Below are 17670 nucleotides of genomic sequence, written 5' to 3'. Positions count from 1 at the left end.
AATAGGATAACAAAATGCAAGAGACCCAGCAGGGTGATATACACCGTATGCGAGTATGGCTTTCCTGCATTTTATCGGTTTCTCTTTTGAGAAAGTCTGCATACTCTATTCGTTGATAATCGTCTTTTTTTAGATTCCTTATACAGATATTATGGATAGCTTTTCAGAGGATGCGTTTCAAGCGGCTGTTTGCATAAGGATATGTCATGCGGAAAGGTAATTCTTTTTGCATTGTATTATCAATTTAGCGATGATAGTGCTCTACTATATATACAAGTCATGAAAACCGATCTCGTGCTATATCTGTATTTGATTAGCCATTTTCCTGCTTTTAACCTTTCGGTGAGCAGCTCCTGTTTCAATTTATCGAAAGATAACAAATCAATTAAGGATACCATAGAGGGGACTTCTTTATGTATGAGACAACTGCTATGCGATAGTTTTGTTTTTTTACCTAATATAAGCTGTTTTCTATACTATAAATCGGTGAATAGGGACCGTCTTCTGAAAAAAATTGAATTTTTTAAAATAAGCTATTGACAAAAGCATGGAAAACAAGTAGAATAATGTCGTTGCCGCTGAGAGATTGGGGTATAGCCAAGCGGTAAGGCACCAGACTCTGAATCTGGCATTTCCTTGGTTCGAATCCAAGTACCCCAGCCAATAAAAAACGAGAGTCGCTTCGGCGACTTTTTTGTTTTATTGCGGGGAAGCACCCTGTGTGGAAATGCCAAGCTGCTGCTATATATAGAAACCAATAAATGGAAAGGAAGGCCCGTATGAAAAAAGTAAGAACAAGATTTGCACCAAGTCCTACCGGGTATATGCACATCGGAAATCTGAGAACAGCATTGTTCGAATATCTGATTGCCAAGCATGAGGACGGAGATTTTATTCTGCGTATCGAGGATACCGATCAGGAACGTTACGTGGAAGGCGCTGTCGAAATCATATACGATACCATGAAGGAAGTCGGTTTGCATCATGATGAAGGACCGGATATCGGAGGGGATTTCGGACCGTATGTACAGTCTGAGCGACTGCCGATGTATAAGGAGTATGCCGATCAGCTGGTTGATCTGGGAGGCGCACATTACTGCTTCTGCGGTGAGGAAGAAATAGAAAAGCAGAGAAAAGAGGCGGAAAGTCTGGGAATCTCTTTCAAATACGATGATCCATGCAAGCATGTGTCTGTGGAAGAAGCCAGAGAACGTATTGCCAAGGGAGAAAAATATGTTGTGCGTCAGACGATTCGTCACGATGGAGAAACGTATTTTGATGATGAGGTGTATGGCCGCATTGAGGTGGATAACAGTATTCTGGATGAATCCGTGCTGCTGAAAAGCGACGGCTATCCAACCTATAATTTTGCCAATATCGTGGATGATCACCAGATGGGTATCACGCATGTTGTGCGTGGAAACGAGTATCTGTCCTCCACTCCAAAATATAATCTGATCTATCAGTCCTTCGGCTGGGATATTCCAACCTATGTGCATGTTCCACCGGTTATGAAGGATGAACAGCACAAGCTGAGTAAGCGTAACGGGGATGCCAGCTTTCAGGACCTTGTGAAGAAAGGGTATCTTCCGGAAGCGATTCTGAATTACATCGCTCTGCTTGGATGGTCACCGGAAACAGAGCAGGAAATCTATACACTGGATGAGCTGATCAAGGTGTTTGATATTAAGCGTATTTCCAAATCACCGGCTATTTTTGATATTGACAAGCTGACATGGATGAACGGTATGTATCTGCGCGCGATGAGCACGGAAACATTCTGTGAGCTGGCAAAGCCGTATATCGAGGAATCCGTTCACAGACCGGTGGATATTATGGCGGTTGCACGCATTCTGCAGCCAAGATGTGATATTCTGACCTCTATTCCGGAAAGTCTGGATTTCATTGACGAGCTGCCGGAATATGATAATGCCATGTATATTCATAAGAAAATGAAGACGACCTATGAAATTGCATATAAGGCATTGCAGGCGGCACAAAGTGCCCTGTCAGAGCTGAATGACTGGTCGAGCGAAGAAAATCTGCATGAGCTGCTGCTGTCTTTACCGAAGCAGATGGAAATGAAGAACGGGCAGATTTTATGGCCGGTTCGTACTGCCATCACCGGAAAGCAGTTTACACCTGGCGGTGCCATTGAAATCGCTCATATCCTTGGAAAAGAGGAAACCCTGAAGCGTATTGCAAAGGGGATTGAAAAGCTCGAGGCTGAGCTTGCCTGATTTTTCCATCCATACATAAAGAAAACGGACAACTGCCGGTATAGCGCAGCGGTCCGTTTTTTTGTGATATGAAATAGGAAAGTATAAGCCGGAAGCGGGGCGCACGATTTTTTGATTACATATATTCCAGAAAGATCTGTGTAATCGTGGCAATTTCAGCTTTGGATATACTGATGTTGAAAATATTGTTCAATTCATTCAGCTCAAGACTGATCGTATTGTACACATCGGCATGGGAATTGATAATCTCCCGTGTTTTTTTTGTTTGGCAGGGGATCGCTGCGGATGGCACGCTCGATGACGAATGCACCGTGTATGATAAAACGGATGGTAATTTCATCACTATAACCGAGCTTCAGCTTTTTCAAAATATTTAACAGGACAACCATCAAAGAGGAGGAAGCCTTGTTCGCATCCAGAAAGACCAGGGACTGCTGGAGTATCTGACGGGAAATACGGTCAATCAGTGTTCGGGAATTCTCACTGAGAGAGGAAGCAGGAAAGCTTGGTGTCTGCGGCTGGCTGTAGTATTCCTGTGCATGTCCGTGCTTCATTGCGGATATGGTATTGAGAATGAGCGGAAGCGAGATAGGGGCATAGCTTTGTACATCGATATGCAGTCGGCTGCTGATCTGTTCGCCAATCTCTGTTAACGGAGCGATATCGCTAAACAGCAGCAGGGTCTCATGATTATCGATCTGCTGGATCCTGTCGCATACGTGATCGAGGAAGAGGTGAAATTCCTTTCTTCGCCAAGCTTCGGAATAATCGAGCGAATGACAGTTTTCATAAAGATTGGCTGAGCGTATGTATTTTTCATAATTTGCGGCGATATCCTCCCCGTGGCATACAAACAGTATCGGAGTTTTGGCCTCCAGCTTTTGAATGGCCAGCTGCAGGTAGGTGCTGATTAGAATGCGCTCATCCTGCGGCAGTACAACCTCCATCTTGGATTGAATGATCTGTGCGATATCCTCCGTAACAGCATCCGTGCGCTTTGTCCCAAGACCGTGTGACGGTGTAAAGCTGCGGGTATAGGTGTTATTCTTTAATTCCGTTATGAGATTTTGCAGATATTCAAATAAAACGAAGATCATCGTCTCCTTCTGCTTGAGCGGGGTGGATGCCAGCAGCGGGAACATCAGATCGTAAAGCTCTTTCACAAAGATGGAGCGAATTGTATTGATCTCTATTTTCTCTGTCTTTTTCAGCATGGAATTACAGATGGAAACGATCTGCTCATCATCGTTGCTGTCAATCAGATGCTGCTCATTCAGGACGGCATGATGCAGTGCGGTAAAGAAGCGGCAGGAGGTCTGCGGTATGAAATAAAGCACATCACCGTCAAACAGATCGAGGATACTGTGCAGCTGTGCAAAGCGGGAGGATACATCCCGAATGCTGTTCAGCATACCATCGGACAGATGCTCAAAGGTGATATCGATGACATTGGCCTTGCGCTGAATAAAGCTGTAATGTGCCCGTATGATGGAACGGCGCAGCTCCTGCAGGGAAATGTGTGTGGTATATGCTTTGTCTGCAAGTGCCATACAGGTGATTACATTTTTATGCAGACAGATGGTTTGATTCAGAATATCGGACTGCCGCTGTATTTCGGCGAATATGATTTCCAGACGTTCCTTCAGCGTACGCATCTCATAGCTGGGAAACACCATCGGATAGTCTATAAACCGCTGCAGCTGTGCGATATCCGCATTTGCATCATGAAACAGGTAACATACTTTCCAGCTGCTGTGTAAGGCGGCATGCTGCTTCTGCAGCTTTTCTGCCACCTGCTGTACAATGTGCATATCACTGCATTGTACATCCAGAATGAGGAAGGCGGGGGTCTCCGGATGCATGTTATAAATCTGATTCTGTTCATCTGCCGCATCGCTTAGCACATGCTCCAGTATTTGTGTATGCCTGCCAAGCAGCTGCAGCTCCTTCGCCTTTTCTATAAAAAATTTCAGAAAATGATGCTTGCCTTCTCCATAGGGGGCACAAAGCGCCAAGCTTTGAAGGGCTTGGGGATACATGAGAATCGCCAACAGCTCCTGATACAGGGAATGCAGAGATTCGTTCGCATGAATACCGGTGTAGGTGAGCGTTTGCCTGCTGCTGTGCTCCCGCACGCGCACAGGCTTATCCTGATGCAGGTATTCCTGAATATCTCTTCCCACCGGCAGTGTATACGGAACCGGCTCTGTAGAAAATGAGTGAATGACACCGGCGTCGAGATACAGGGTAGGGCGTCCCTGCAGCTTGATGAGCCGGTTTTCACGATGCAGCTGATTGAGAACACGGGATACATTGGTTCGATCAATTTTCAGAATCAATGCGATGTCATGCGCATTACAGCTGCTGAAATCATAGGTGTGTGCTGTAATGCCGTTTGCCGTATAGCTGGCAATCAGGTTTTGAATATCCTTCATTCGAGGTGCTTTTTTCATAGTTTCCTCCACTCCCCGCGTTTTGCACGCGGACACAGGCATTGCATGAAAGACGTTTCAAGCTACTTGTCTTTTTACAAATTTGATTTTCTTTCACACTTCCACCACTTTTTGGTGCTGAATTTCCGGGCTGCAGAATGCACGCATGCCGTCTGCTTGCACACTTATTATAGCACGGATATAGTTTGTGCGGGTAATGAAAGCACACATACGCGGATATCGGAATAATTTGCATATATTGGAAAATATCACCGTCTTTTTCTATCTTTTAAGTGACACGAATGTAAAAAAAACTGTGCTTTTGCGTTATTTGACGGGAGGTTTTTGAGCGATTATAGTATGTGTGTAAACAGTCAGTAGCTACTAGGTTTTCAAACAACATGAGAGGAGAAAAAACATGGAAATTAACTTTTTACAGGCAGCGCTTATCGGAATTTTGTATTATATGACGCTGTGCTCACCACCCTGGCTTACAGGAATCGTACACGTATCCATTCGCCAGCCGCTCGTATCCGGCACCATCGTCGGTCTGATTCTGGGGGATCCGCAAAATGGTCTGATCATCGGTGCGACGATCAATACCGTAGTTCTTGGGTTTCTGAATGTCGGAGGTGCAATTCCAAGCGATCCCGGCATTGCAGGGGTTGTCGGAACATCTCTGGCTATAGCAACCGGAGCCACTCCGGAGGTCGCAGTTACGATTGCCGTATCCTTTGGTCTTGTCGGGACCATCGTATGGAATCTGCGAAGCACCATCAACTCCGTATTCGTACACATGGTGGACAGTGCCGCCGCACAGGGGGATATGAAAAAGATTTACTTTGTACAATTTGTACTTGCACAGATTGCAACCTTCTGTATCTCTGCGGTACCGGTCTTCGGAATCCTGTATTTCGGAACAGATGTCGCTACACAGGTGCTGGACGCCTTAAAGGGAACGCCGATGCAGATTCTTACCGTAATCGGACAGATACTGCCGGCGATGGGTATTGCGATCATCCTGCGGCTGCTGTCCAACCGTCCGAATATTATTCAGCTGTTTATGCTGGGCTTCGTGCTTTCTATCTACGGCAATGTGCCAATGATTGTCATCGCAGTTGTAGCCTTCATTATTGCATCCCTGTATGCTGATCTCAAATTCAACCGAGCAAAGGAAGAGGTGTAGAGTATGGAACGTCAGATAACAGATACCAACGTACAGACTGAGAAAAAGCTGACAAAGACCGATTTAAATAAATGCTTTCTTCTCTGGCATCTGCTTGGAGAAGCAACGCTGAGCTACGAGCGTCTGCAGACGCCCGGTGTGCTGGGCTGTCTGGGACCGGTGCTGAAGCGGCTGTATGGCGATGATAAGGAAGAATTTGTGAATGCATGTCAGCGGCACATGGAATTCTTTAATACAGCCGGGTATTAAGGCGGCTCCATCATCATGGGGCTGGTATGCTCCCTTGAGGAGGAGCGTGCGAACGGGCTGCCGATTGAAGGCGAGGACATCAGTGCAATCAAAACCGGACTGATGGGACCGCTGGCAGGTGTATTTGATGCTCTGCGCCAGGGAACGGCAATCCCTATCGTTGCCTCCATTGCGATTGGTATGGGAATGGACGGCAACTTCTTCGGTCCGATCTTCTATATGATCGTTACCGTTCTCTATGTCATGGTGCCCTGCTACTGGATGTTCCAGACCTCCTATAAAAAGGGAAAGGAAGCTGTCAACGGTCTGTTTGCGAGCGGAAAGCTGGAGCGCTTTATGACGCTGGCTATGGCAGTTGGAGCCATTACCCTGGGAGGGCTTGAGGCCACGACGGTAACGGTCACTTCTTCCACGGTGCTGCATCTGGGAAGCTCGGACATGGTCCTGCAGGAAACCATCTTCGATGCGATATTCAAGGGCTTACTGCCGGTTGGCTTTGTCTTTCTCTCTTACTTCCTGCTGCAGAAAAAGCTTTCAACATCTAAGATCATACTGATTCTGATTGCCATCGCTATTGTCGGTGTGCTGATTGGATTCTTCTAAAATGAACGAAGAAAGGAGTTTATATGGATACAATTCGAGCCATGCTGGAGGAGCATAAGCTTATCGTGATTTGCAGGGGTGTCTATGGTGACACCCTCCTCAAGACGATGGAAGCACTGTATAAGGGCGGCATCCGTCTGGCGGAGGTCACCTTTGATCAGAAAAGCAGGGATTATAAGGAAACACTGGATGCGATCACCATGCTGGAGGAGCATTTTCGAGGCCGTATGGCGATCGGGGCAGGGACGGTTGTCAATCCTGCACAGGTGGAGCTTGCCTATCAGGCAAAGGCTGCCTATATCATTTCACCGAATGTCAATGAAGCGGTCATTCGTAAAACAAAGGAGCTGGGCATGCTGTCCATTCCGGGAGCACTGAGCCCCAGCGAGGTACTGGATGCACATGAATACGGGGCGGATTATGTTAAGCTGTTTCCGGCTGCCAGAATGACAGCCTCTTACATTAAGGATCTGATGGGACCTATTTCCCATGTGAAATTCATTGCGACTGCGGGAATCACCGAGGAAAATATCGCAGAATTTGCGGCTGTCGGCTGCACCGGCTATGGTATCAGCGGACGCTTGATGGATAAGCGTGTGATTCAGGAAGGCCGCTTTGAGGAATTGCAGCACCGCGCAGAGGCATTTATCGCCTGTCTGCAGAAGGAAGAGGAATAATTGTATGAAAAATATTGTATATGCACGCGTTGATGACCGGCTGGTACACGGGCAGGTCATGACGGCCTGGGTCTTGCATACCAAAGCAAGCAAGGTGATTATTGTGGATGATAAGGCCGCAAAGGATTCCTTTATGAAAATGATCATGAAATCCGCAATGCCGAGCAGTCTGGAGCTGGAGGTGCTTTCCGTAAGCAGTGCCATCTCCTATCTCAAGGAAGCAGGCAGTGAGGATGAACGAATCTTCCTGCTTGCGAAAACACCGATGGTTTTCGCGGATCTGCATGATGCGGGTGTTCCGATACAGGAAGTGGGAATCGGAGGAATCGGTGCCCGGGCAGACAGACGAAAGCTGTATCGCAACATTGCGGTGAATGAGGAAGAAATGAATAGCATCAAGGCTATGCAGAGCAAGGGCATGGACGTCTATATTCGAGTCGTACCGGATGATAAGCGAATCGAAATCAAAGACGCAGCCTAGGGGAGGACACGTCGTATGATAGGACTGGTACTCGCCACACATGGACCCCTGGCAGAAGCCTTTGTCAGCAGCGGAAAGCTGATTGTCGGAAATATCGGGAATGTTGCACATCTGGGACTGTTTCACGGAGACAGCATTGAACAGTTTGAACAGAAGGTATACAAGGCAATCGAACAGGCGGATGAAGGGGACGGTGTGATCGTTTTGACAGATTTACTGGGAGGCTCCCCCTGCAATGTCACAGCAAAGGCAATCGGCAGACTGTATAAAGAGAAAAAGCTGGAATGCTTTTACGGTATCAACCTTCCGATTTTTCTGGAAGCTGTGACCTCCCGTAAATTCATGAATTTTGATGAGCTGAAGGAGCACATGGATGAGGTGTTCAAAGAAACATACGGGATGCTGAGCGGGAAAATAAGCTATTCGGCATGCAAGGAATAGAAAGAAGGATATAAGGATGAATGGAATAGGAAAAAAAGGAATCGGGGAACGATATTTATGGAAGGGAGCTATGGTCAAAGAGCAGGATATCCACATTTCTCTGCAGGACCGCGGCTATGTCTTCGGAGACGGTCTGTATGAGGTCGTCCGTGTATACAATGGGAAGCTGTTTGGTCTAAAGCGGCATCTCGACCGTCTGTTTCAGGGGGCGGATGTCATTGATTTCAATCTGCAGTATACAAGGGAGGAATTCGAAGGCTTCTTTCAGCAGCTGGTTGAGGAGAATGATCTGCACAGCGGTTATGTGTATATGCAGCTGACAAGAGGGGATGACGGCATCCGAAACCATCTGTATCCCGGGCGTGAGGATCAAAGGCCGGTGCTGTCCGGCTTTGCGGTACATGCTCCCCGCAATGTGGAGAAAATTCAGGCAGGAACAACTGCGATCAGTGTGGAGGATATCCGCTGGAAATACTGTCATGTAAAAACACTGAATCTGATTCCAAACTGCATGGCGCGCTCTGAGGCAAAGAGAAAAGGGGCAGGGAAGGCGATTCTGGTAAAGGACGGTATTGTCACGGAAGAAAAATCCGGCTCAATCCTGATTGTTCAGGACGGCTGTATACTGACACATGTTGAAAATGAGGATATTCTGCCCAGCACGACGAAGAAAATACTGGAAGCACTGTGTGAGCAGGAACAGATACCATTTCGTGAAGGCAATTTTACACTGGATGAGCTGTATGCCGCAGATGAGGTCATTGTCGCTGATACGAATACGGAATGCAGTGCAGTTTTAAAGGTGGACGGGCATACGATCAGGGATGGAAAGCCGGGACCGATTTTGAAGCAGCTGCAAAAAGCATATGAAGCCGCCATCATTGCGGAGTGCGGCAAAGCCGAATAGGTATGGAAGAAAACATCAGCTGCCGAACCTATGCAGAAATCCATACAGCGCGAATTCGGGAAAACGTGATGCAGCTGAAGCGGCATCTCACAGCAGGAACGAGATTTATGGCAGTCGTAAAAGGGAATGCGTACGGTCATGGAATCGAGCCGTGTGTACAGGCGATGGACGATTTATGCGACTGGTATGGAACAGCCACCATGCAGGAGGCGTTGCGTGTGCGAAGCGTATCAGGAGAAAAGCCGATTCTTGTTTTTGGCTATGTATCGGATGAGGAAATACGTCTGGCTGCGGAAAACAACATCACACTTAGTGCCTTTTCCGCAACGTTTCTTTCCCATATTTCCGAGTGCTGTGCAGGCATGAACCTGAAGGCTGCCGTGCATTTGAAGCTGGATACCGGCTTTCACCGCATGGGAATCGACTGCTGTAGTTCTACAGCAGACTGCGTGGAGCAGCTGCTTTCTCTGTTTTCGCTTCCGAATATAGAAATAACAGGGATGTATACCCATCTGGTATACGGTGCCGGCAGCAATCAAAGGGAGCTGGCGTTTACCGAATTGCAGTTTCAGCGCTTTCAAAGCTGCATCCGGGCGTTGCAGGAACGAAAAATCGATACGGGCATCTGTCATATATGCAACAGTAAGGCAGCGATACATGCACCAGATATGCATATGGACATGGTGCGTGTCGGTGCCTATATCTTTGGTCTTGCCTCAGCCTCGGAGCAGCGCTTGATACCATTGCGGGAGGTGCTTGTCTGGAAAGCGAGAATCGTCCTGCTGCGGGATATTGCAGCGGGAGAAGGGGTGGGCTATGGTCATGCATTTATCGCAAAACAGCCTGTCAGAATCGCAGTGCTGGCGGCAGGCTTTGCGGATGGCTACCGACGCTGTATCGCACAGTCCCCGCAGAGCTATGTTTCCATACATGGCAGGCCGGCACCTTTGATTGGAAAGGTATGCATGGATATGTTTATGGTGGATGTGACCGATATAGAAGCAGTGCAGGTCGGGGAATATGCGCTTTTGAGTGGTGATGATGGAACCGGGGCAGTCAGCAGCTATCTGCTTGGCCAAATCATACAGGGGACGGCAGGAGAAATCGCGGTGGGAATGAGTGATCGCGTACAGCGCTATATCGTATGAAGACAGCACAGGACTGGCTGTACTGTATCAGCGGAGCTTTGCTGTTTTCCTTCTCGATGAATGTGTTTCTGGTTCCGCTGCATATCTACAGTGCCGGGTTTTTAGGAATCGCCCAGCTGCTCAGGGACCTGCTGCTCCATATCCTGCCCTATCGACTTTCCTTTGATATCGCCGGGATTATAAATCTGATCCTGAATATCTTCATGATCATTCTCGCTGCCAGGGTGCTGGCGAAAACATTTGCCGTGCATACGGCAATCGTCATACTGTTTGAATCTTTGTTTTTGTCTTTGATTCCGGTGCCCAAAGCGTCTCTGGTTGAGGATGTCTTTATCTCTGTCCTGCTTGGCTCCTTTCTATGTGCATATGGTACACGGCTGTTCTTCAAGGGGCGCGGGAGCGGCGGAGGTATTGACATCATCGGACTGTATCTGACAAAAACAGGAAAAGGAAGTGTCGGCAGTATCTATCTGCTGGTCAATACGGTGATTTATCTACTCTGTTTTCTCATTTACGACAGTCAGGTAGCCTTATATTCCATCGTACACAGCTGTATCCTGTCCTTCGTGCTGGATCGCATTCACGAGGATAATGCAGAATCGGCTGCTTTGATTATCACGGAAAATCATGAACTGAAGCAGCAGCTGATCCTGGATGTGGGGCGTGGTGTTACTGTCTGGGATGGAACAGGCGGCTACAGCGGACGCAGGAAGGAGGTCATGATGGTGGCAATTACGAGAGGACAATACGGTCATTTAAAAAAACAGGTGCAGGGCTGTGATGAACAGGCCTTTGTGATCTTCTTCGATCATGTGCGTATCAGCGGTTATTTCCCAAAGCTGATCAATGAAAAGAGAAAGAACAGGTGAAGCAGGATGCAAACAGAAAAACAGCAGGTATATCACTGCCGGGGAATCGTAAAACAACTTAACGCCTATATCAAAGCGGATAAGCTTTTGATTCTTTGTGAATCCGATGTACCGGCGGAAATAAAAAAGGACATCACAGCGCAATTTCCTGAAGCTGCATGCTATACTGTTCCCGGTACAGCACATATCAAGACCTTTGATAATCTGGAGGCAATCGTCCGATTCCTGTATCAAAGCGGATGTCAAAAGGAAAGCAGCCTGCTGATTATAGGGAATCAGCAACTAAAAGAGCTGGGAGGCTTTATAGCATCCGCTTACTGCTGCGGTATAGCCTATCTGTATGTACCCCTCACAGGAAACGCCGCACTGCATGCTGCATCCCATTTCTGCGGTGTGGATTTAATGGGGATTCCGGATGTATTGCAAAGCTGCCATGAACCGCGTATGGTATTTCTGGATGAAGATATTTTTGAGTCTGAGCACAATGCTGCTTAAGGCTGCCTTGCGACTGCTTGTCGGAGGCTTTTTTTTGTAAATCTTAAGATAAAAACACAAAGTTATGTTTACGCTGAGATTTGCGGAAAGAAATTGTAAAAACCTTATAAATAAGGACTTTCTGGGCGTTTTATAAGCTGGAATCTATGATAGAATAACGGTAGACAATACAGCAGTGCAAGCAGGAGTGGATACGATATGAAGCAAAAACTGTCATGGATTCTGGAAGGCTTTTTTCTAATACTTTTACTGTTGGTAACGATTCTGATTTATGTTCCAAAACAGAGCGAGCATCTTCTGCATATCCGGATGATACAGGTTACCGGTAAAAACAAGGAAAAAGCGATCGAACAGGATTCTCTCATCTTTGTAAAGACCTTCAAAGATAACGAGGAACCAAAAAATAACACGCTGATCAGCTTTCGGGCAGAGCGGTTTGGGGAATTGGTTATCTTAACGCATATGTTTGTGAAAAGTGAAGTTCGAAATCAGGAAACCTTTTACATTACGCAGGCCCCTGACAGCAGCTATTATGATACCTATGAAACCAGACATGAGGATCTGGTAGGCTCCTATCTCTTTCATATGAAGTATATGGGCAGGGTGTATGAATTTCTGCAAAGCAGCTATGGAAAAATCACGTATGCCGTGGTGCTGGGCGTTTGTATACTGAGCACCATGCTGCTGTTGATAAAGGGTGTGCTGCGGGAGCGAAAAGGAAAAGCGGGTATAGAGGTATCTGCGAAAAAGAATGCTTTGGATCCTGATCAACGCTTCGTGGATGAAAAGAAAGAGGATACGCGCGGGCAGGAAGTGAAGCCAGATGCAGAGAAGCCGCTGCTAAAGACTCCAAAGGAAGATATTTCAAGACAGGCAAAGGGAACAGAAGATAAGACTGCGAAAGCCAAACAGCAGGCAGCTACCGACAGTATTTTACAAGAAGCAGGCACGGCTTCAAAACAGCAGATTCCGAAACAGACCGGAAAGCAGCGCTTACGCAAGCGCCATGCACTGAAAACAGCACCGGTGGAACAAAGGAAAGCGGCTGATGATGAGGAGCTGCTGCCGATTGTGTACAAGCAGAAGCATCAGAAGCCGGCAGGCCCAACGAAAATCCAGCAGGAAATCCAGGAGCACCCGGATGCACAGGGGAAGCATGTACAGAAATCAGAGATTACGCAGGAGTCTCTGGTTCAGCATACATCCTCTGGAAAATCAAAGCCAGAACAAACGATTGATCTGCGAGAGGGGGGAGCTACATTTACACAGGCTGAGCTACAGGATATACTGATTGCAATCAATACAAACGAAGAGGAATCGGATCAGGATACCGCTACGGCAAGTCCTGCGTAAGCTGTCAAAGAAAAAAAAGAGCAGTACCAACTAAATGAGCATCCGGTAATCGATACACCGCATCATGTCGTTCCACAGGTTGTACGGTATCCGAAGGATACGCAAAAGGATATAGAGGGACTGTATAACTCCGGTGCGACAAAATTCGAAAAGAAAATACCAAATGCCAATCAACTGCATATTCAGGCAATCGGTATTCTGGAACCGATAGTAACCAGTATACAGGAAACACTGCAAGAAGGACAATGTCCTGTGGTAGAAGAAAATCCGGAGGAAACAGAAGATCCATTCAGCGATCCAGACGAAGTAATGATGGAAAATGATGAAATTGCAGAGAAGGAACCTCATGAAGAACAGGTAACAGCAAATGATGTTTACACTGCGGATGCCGGTGTAGATAAGGAACTGCTGGAGGAAGTCCGAAAAGAGGTGCAGGAGCTGCTGCACGGTGTGAAAGCACCACAGCGGGTAGAAGCAGAACAACAGGAATATCCGGACTTCAACAGAAAATATGATATCAACAAGAGCAGGCAGACGGATGAGCAGGAGGAAATGCCTGAACCTGAGGAAATAGAAAAACCAAAGGTGGAAGAAGCACCAATTGTGGAAACGCAGGAAGAACAGGGAATCCTTTTAAAAGATATGGAATTTGATTGCAGCAGCAGATTTGCTGTATTAACCGGCAGAGTAATCAATAAAACACCTGTTCCTGTACGGTATATTAAAGCGGAAATTGAATTGTATGATGATTTCCGTAATGTGATAAAGACAATGAAATGGTATCTTTGCGGCAGAGATTTTTTACAGCCGGAAGAAACAAGAGAATTTTCCTATACAGCTTATGAAGTATATGGTGTTTATGATTACAAAATCCGGATATTGAACTGGAAGCAGAAATGATTTCATTGTGCAAACTGTGTGAATTCTTTCCTGTAAGGAGTATAATAGGCAGGTAAGGATGTGATATATATGGATAAAAAACAGTTCCATGAACGTATTCAGTATTTTGTAAAGCAGAGAGTACGCGATGAAGGTACGATAAATTCCATGATGGATATGGAGCTGGTAACCGCGGATTTTCATACAAAAAGTGTGGTTCTGGCTTTTCCGGTGAAAGACTGGCAAATGAATCCGGCGGAAAATCTGCATGGAGGCATCATTGCGACAGCACTGGATATTACGATGGGATGTATATCGTATGTGAGCGGGAATGCAGTGTTTACACCAACGATACAAATGGCTGTTAACTATGTTGGCGGTGTGAGCAGTGGCGATACGCTGCTGGTGGAAGGAATTTGTGATCATGCAGGAAGCAGAATGTCACAGACCAGAGCTATTGCACGCTCAAAGAAAAGCGGCAAGGTGGTCGCAACAGCGAATGGTTCCTATATTATGAATACAAAACAATAATTTTACAGAAAAAGGCAGAATCTGCATACGTAGAAATCTGTCTTTTATGTTATCATAATAATGAGCATAAATGTCCACAATTAGGGAGAATGAGAGATGAAAAACCAACAATTACGCTACTTCGTTGAAGTGGTCGACAGTGGAAGCATCAACAAGGCTTCGGAGAAGCTGTTTGTCAGCCAGCCAAGTCTGAGCAGAAGTATACAGTCATTAGAGTAAGAAATGGGGAAAGAGCTGATTATCCGCAGCAATAACGGAGTTACGCTGACACCGACCGGTAGACTGATGTACTATTATGCACAGTCAATCCTCTCGCAGTTTCAGGTGCTGGAGCGTTTAAAGGATGTCAGTGAGGTAAAGCTGTATAGCAAGCTGACGGTATCCGTGGATTCTGTATTCCTACGGGATGATTTGATTTTACAATTTTACAAGCATATGAAATCAGCAACTACAGAGATTCATATGGTAGAAACAACGGCGGAGCAGGTGTTGGCCAATGTCAGTGAAATGAAGTCGGAAATCGGAATCATGATTCTAAATGATTATCAATTGAGTATTTATCGTAAGATGGCGGATGCCAAGGAAATTGAATTGAATATTCTTGGAAAAGGACCGCTGTACGTTCATATCAACGAGAAGAATCTGGATGAGCTGGTGGAGGAGAAGGAGGCAAGGGATTTTCTGGATTTCACACTGATTCATCTGCCATATGATTTTTTCTCGAATCTGAATATGTCGTTGACAATGGATGGTGTGCAGCTGAGCAGCTTTAAGAAAACGATCACAATGAGCAACTACCATGCGATTATCAACATGCTGAATCATACGGATGCCTTTATGCTGGGGAATAAATGGCAGATTGAGGAATTAAAGCATTCACATATCCACAGCATGCGCATCAGAAACTGTGATATTCAAAAGTATTTTGTTATCATCCGAAGAAAGCGCGAAGTGCTGAGCGAAGCAGGAAAGGTGTTTCTTAATATTATTCATGAAACCTATGCAGATATGTAGCTATACCTAAAATGCATAACCGGCTTGCGGGTTATTGGTATTATACAAAGTTTCCCAAAAGGATTACAATAATAGTGTAAAAGGTAACAAAAAATATTACCTATTCTTAAAACCATTGAAAAGGAGAACAATTATATGAAAAAGAGTACACTATTATCGTTATTAACAGCAGGTGCTGTTATCGCTACATCCGCAGGAACATTCGCTGCATGGGATCAGACAAAAGGTACTGCAACATCAGAGGTGTTGAATTTCCGTGCAGGAGTTACGACAACAGTTACTGCAGCGAATTTTACTGAAACAAATGCAGTAATAGGAGAAGATCCAAAGTTCACATCAACACCTACAATAGAAGTAAAGAACATACCAGATAGTGTTGATCCAACTGCTTATAATATCAAGGTTTCGGCATATGCTTTTGATACAGTTGCACATGCTAATGATGCAGCTAAAGTTTCAGATCCGTCTACTTCTACGGGATACTTATCATCGGTTACTACCACAGTTACAGATTCGGAGAAAAAGCTTTCTGAGGCCACCAATGGCAAGATAACACCGACAATTACTGCAACTACTACAAATGATACTGAAAATACAGCTGGTACTGCAACAACTGCTTACATCTTAGTTGTTGCGGAATTAACTCCTGATAACAGCGCAGCTTAGAATATTAGAATCAGCCGTCATTCGACGGCTTTTTTAAAAAAATCTTTTCACCCCTCCAAAAATCTTATAAAATATAGAAGATGAGGAAAGTAGGATCGCATATGAGAAACGTAATCAAGCGCATTGCAAATATTGTGTTTGTGGTTGTTGTGTTATTACTGGCAGCCTATACTTTTCTTATGGCAAAATATCCGGAGGAAACAGCACAGATTACAGGCTATCGCCTATATGCTGTACTAACGGACAGTATGGAGCCCCGTATTCCCACCTTCTCGCTTGTGTGTACGAAGGTACTTGATCCTGAAGAACCACTGCATTTGAAAAAAGGTGATATCATTACCTTTAAAGCAGACCGCTTTGGTGACGATATTCTATTAACACATCATTTTAATAAAACAGAAAAAGATTTCCAGGGAAATACCATATACCGCACCAATGCAGAGGGTAAGGATAACCTGGACATGTATAAGACACTGCGCAAGGATATTGTTGGAACCTATGTGTTTCATATCCCCTTTATCGGTAAAATCTTTCTCTTTCTGAAAAGCAAATTCGGTATTTTGTTATATGCAGAGCTTGCCGTAATCTGGCTGTTCAATAAGACCATACGCACAAGATGGGCAGAGAAAGAGCAGGTACTGAAAAAACAGAAAACACTCTATGTGGATGCAGTGGAATTTGAGGAGTTGGAGGGACATTGCGTTTTGAATGGGGAGCTGCATAATGATACCAAATTTGCAGTGCGTTTTGTAAAAGCGGAAATTCAGCTGTATGATGAACAAAGGAACCTGATAAAAACTGATAAATGGTTCTTAACCGGAAAGGACAGCATTCCTGCAGGAACTCATCAGCAATTCAACTATACTATTTATGATGTAAAGGATGCTAGATACTACAAAATTCATATCCTGAGCTATAAAAAATAAGAAACCGGTCATACTCTAAATGACTGGTTTTTTTTGGGAGGATATGGCTATGAAAAGAGATATGGTATATATAAGAATCGCGACTGCGCTGTCTGTGCTGTTGATTACGTTTTCAATGTTTCGCTTATGGGAGAACAGTATCGCGCTGAAAGAGGGGATACGGGTCACAACCGATGCCTTGCATATGGAAATGAAGCAGAAGCTAAACAGCATTCTGACCTACAAGGGCACAACCTGTGTTCATGTGGAGGGTGATACTGCCAATCTTGAAAATACATATCTGGATATGAAGGTAACGGCATATGATACACAAACCAAACAGGATGTCAGTGACACACTGGATACGAAAATATACGACACCGGCATGCAGCTGAAGGGGGCACATCCCATCGTTATCATCATGCAGGGAGATGCTGACAGGCTGAATGACAGGGAAATCATGATCCAGCTCACTGCACAGCTGGAACAGGCAAACTTTTAATGCGTACCATACGATAACAGAGAAACAAACCATAATTTTTCAGGTGAAATCTATATTCAATTTCCTTCTTTTGGAGTACAATGGTTACTAGT

The 17670-nt window shown here is 45.4% G+C and carries 18 protein-coding genes, 1 tRNA gene and 1 pseudogene; 19 read left to right on the top strand and 1 reads right to left on the bottom strand.

Going from position 1 to position 17670, the window contains the following annotated elements; genetic code table 11:
• Positions 1-587 precede the first annotated feature (587 nt).
• Together ACG3M1_RS17645 and gltX are read left to right on the top strand one after the other, a co-directional pair.
• Positions 588-663 (top strand) — tRNA-Gln (locus ACG3M1_RS17645).
• A 116-nt stretch (positions 664-779) separates the two neighbouring features.
• Positions 780-2240, top strand: a complete 1461-nt coding sequence (gltX, locus tag ACG3M1_RS17640) for a glutamate--tRNA ligase (RefSeq protein ID WP_002609395.1) — start codon at positions 780-782, stop codon at positions 2238-2240.
• Between the two features lie 203 nt (positions 2241-2443).
• Here gltX and ACG3M1_RS17635 read toward each other — a convergent pair whose 3' ends face one another.
• Complete coding sequence (locus ACG3M1_RS17635; protein WP_009588627.1) at positions 2444-4693, bottom strand: hypothetical protein; 2250 nt, start codon at positions 4691-4693, stop codon at positions 2444-2446.
• A gap of 397 nt (positions 4694-5090) precedes the next feature.
• Between ACG3M1_RS17635 and ACG3M1_RS17630 the strand changes: the two genes are divergently transcribed.
• From ACG3M1_RS17630 to ACG3M1_RS17550, 17 genes and pseudogenes are all read left to right on the top strand, one after another.
• Positions 5091-5858 (top strand): PTS mannose/fructose/sorbose/N-acetylgalactosamine transporter subunit IIC, encoded by a 768-nt coding sequence (locus ACG3M1_RS17630; RefSeq protein WP_002609399.1) that lies wholly within the window; start codon positions 5091-5093, stop codon positions 5856-5858.
• Between the two features lie 3 nt (positions 5859-5861).
• Positions 5862-6710 (top strand): annotated as a pseudogene (locus tag ACG3M1_RS17625) (PTS system mannose/fructose/sorbose family transporter subunit IID).
• Positions 6711-6733: 23 nt separating this feature from the next.
• Entirely contained in the window at positions 6734-7387 is a 654-nt protein-coding gene (locus tag ACG3M1_RS17620; RefSeq protein WP_009270914.1) for a bifunctional 4-hydroxy-2-oxoglutarate aldolase/2-dehydro-3-deoxy-phosphogluconate aldolase, read from the top strand.
• A 4-nt stretch (positions 7388-7391) separates the two neighbouring features.
• A complete protein-coding gene (locus ACG3M1_RS17615) occupies positions 7392-7868 on the top strand; it encodes a PTS system mannose/fructose/N-acetylgalactosamine-transporter subunit IIB (RefSeq protein ID WP_002609406.1) in 477 nt (158 codons plus the stop codon).
• 15 nt (positions 7869-7883) lie between these two features.
• The gene (locus ACG3M1_RS17610) at positions 7884-8309 is read left to right on the top strand and encodes a PTS sugar transporter subunit IIA (protein WP_002609408.1); all 426 of its coding nucleotides are present in this window, start codon (positions 7884-7886) and stop codon (positions 8307-8309) included.
• Between the two features lie 16 nt (positions 8310-8325).
• Entirely contained in the window at positions 8326-9216 is an 891-nt protein-coding gene (gene dat / locus ACG3M1_RS17605; protein WP_008818878.1) for a D-amino-acid transaminase, read from the top strand.
• 2 nt (positions 9217-9218) lie between these two features.
• A complete protein-coding gene (gene alr / locus ACG3M1_RS17600) occupies positions 9219-10364 on the top strand; it encodes an alanine racemase (RefSeq protein ID WP_395814359.1) in 1146 nt (381 codons plus the stop codon).
• Positions 10361-11233, top strand: a complete 873-nt coding sequence (locus ACG3M1_RS17595) for a YitT family protein (RefSeq protein ID WP_009270910.1) — start codon at positions 10361-10363, stop codon at positions 11231-11233. Before alr ends, ACG3M1_RS17595 begins: the two co-directional genes overlap by 4 nt.
• A gap of 6 nt (positions 11234-11239) precedes the next feature.
• Positions 11240-11728: a hypothetical protein gene (locus ACG3M1_RS17590; RefSeq protein ID WP_008818882.1), complete on the top strand. Its 489-nt coding sequence runs from the start codon at positions 11240-11242 to the stop codon at positions 11726-11728.
• A 198-nt stretch (positions 11729-11926) separates the two neighbouring features.
• Entirely contained in the window at positions 11927-13081 is a 1155-nt protein-coding gene (locus ACG3M1_RS17585; protein WP_008818883.1) for a hypothetical protein, read from the top strand.
• 252 nt (positions 13082-13333) lie between these two features.
• A complete protein-coding gene (locus tag ACG3M1_RS17580; RefSeq protein ID WP_009270909.1) occupies positions 13334-13981 on the top strand; it encodes a hypothetical protein in 648 nt (215 codons plus the stop codon).
• Between the two features lie 69 nt (positions 13982-14050).
• Positions 14051-14491, top strand: a complete 441-nt coding sequence (locus ACG3M1_RS17575) for a PaaI family thioesterase (protein WP_008818885.1) — start codon at positions 14051-14053, stop codon at positions 14489-14491.
• A 96-nt stretch (positions 14492-14587) separates the two neighbouring features.
• Positions 14588-14710: a LysR family transcriptional regulator gene (locus ACG3M1_RS17570; protein ID WP_009270908.1), complete on the top strand. Its 123-nt coding sequence runs from the start codon at positions 14588-14590 to the stop codon at positions 14708-14710.
• Positions 14711-14713: 3 nt separating this feature from the next.
• Positions 14714-15505: a LysR substrate-binding domain-containing protein gene (locus ACG3M1_RS17565; protein WP_022300210.1), complete on the top strand. Its 792-nt coding sequence runs from the start codon at positions 14714-14716 to the stop codon at positions 15503-15505.
• 135 nt (positions 15506-15640) lie between these two features.
• Complete coding sequence (locus tag ACG3M1_RS17560) at positions 15641-16171, top strand: hypothetical protein (protein ID WP_008818888.1); 531 nt, start codon at positions 15641-15643, stop codon at positions 16169-16171.
• A 101-nt stretch (positions 16172-16272) separates the two neighbouring features.
• Entirely contained in the window at positions 16273-17097 is an 825-nt protein-coding gene (locus ACG3M1_RS17555; protein ID WP_008818889.1) for a signal peptidase I, read from the top strand.
• Between the two features lie 49 nt (positions 17098-17146).
• Positions 17147-17578 carry a hypothetical protein gene (locus ACG3M1_RS17550; protein WP_008818890.1) on the top strand — a complete coding sequence of 144 codons (432 nt, stop codon included), beginning with the start codon at positions 17147-17149 and terminating at the stop codon, positions 17576-17578.
• Positions 17579-17670: the final 92 nt, after the last annotated feature.

Source organism: Clostridium sp. 10cd*, from assembly GCF_044336395.1.
Lineage (GTDB): Bacteria > Bacillota_I > Bacilli_A > Erysipelotrichales > Erysipelotrichaceae > Clostridium_AQ > Clostridium_AQ innocuum.
Note: the sequence above shows the minus strand (reverse complement) of the source record. Positions and strands in the feature narration are given on the sequence as shown.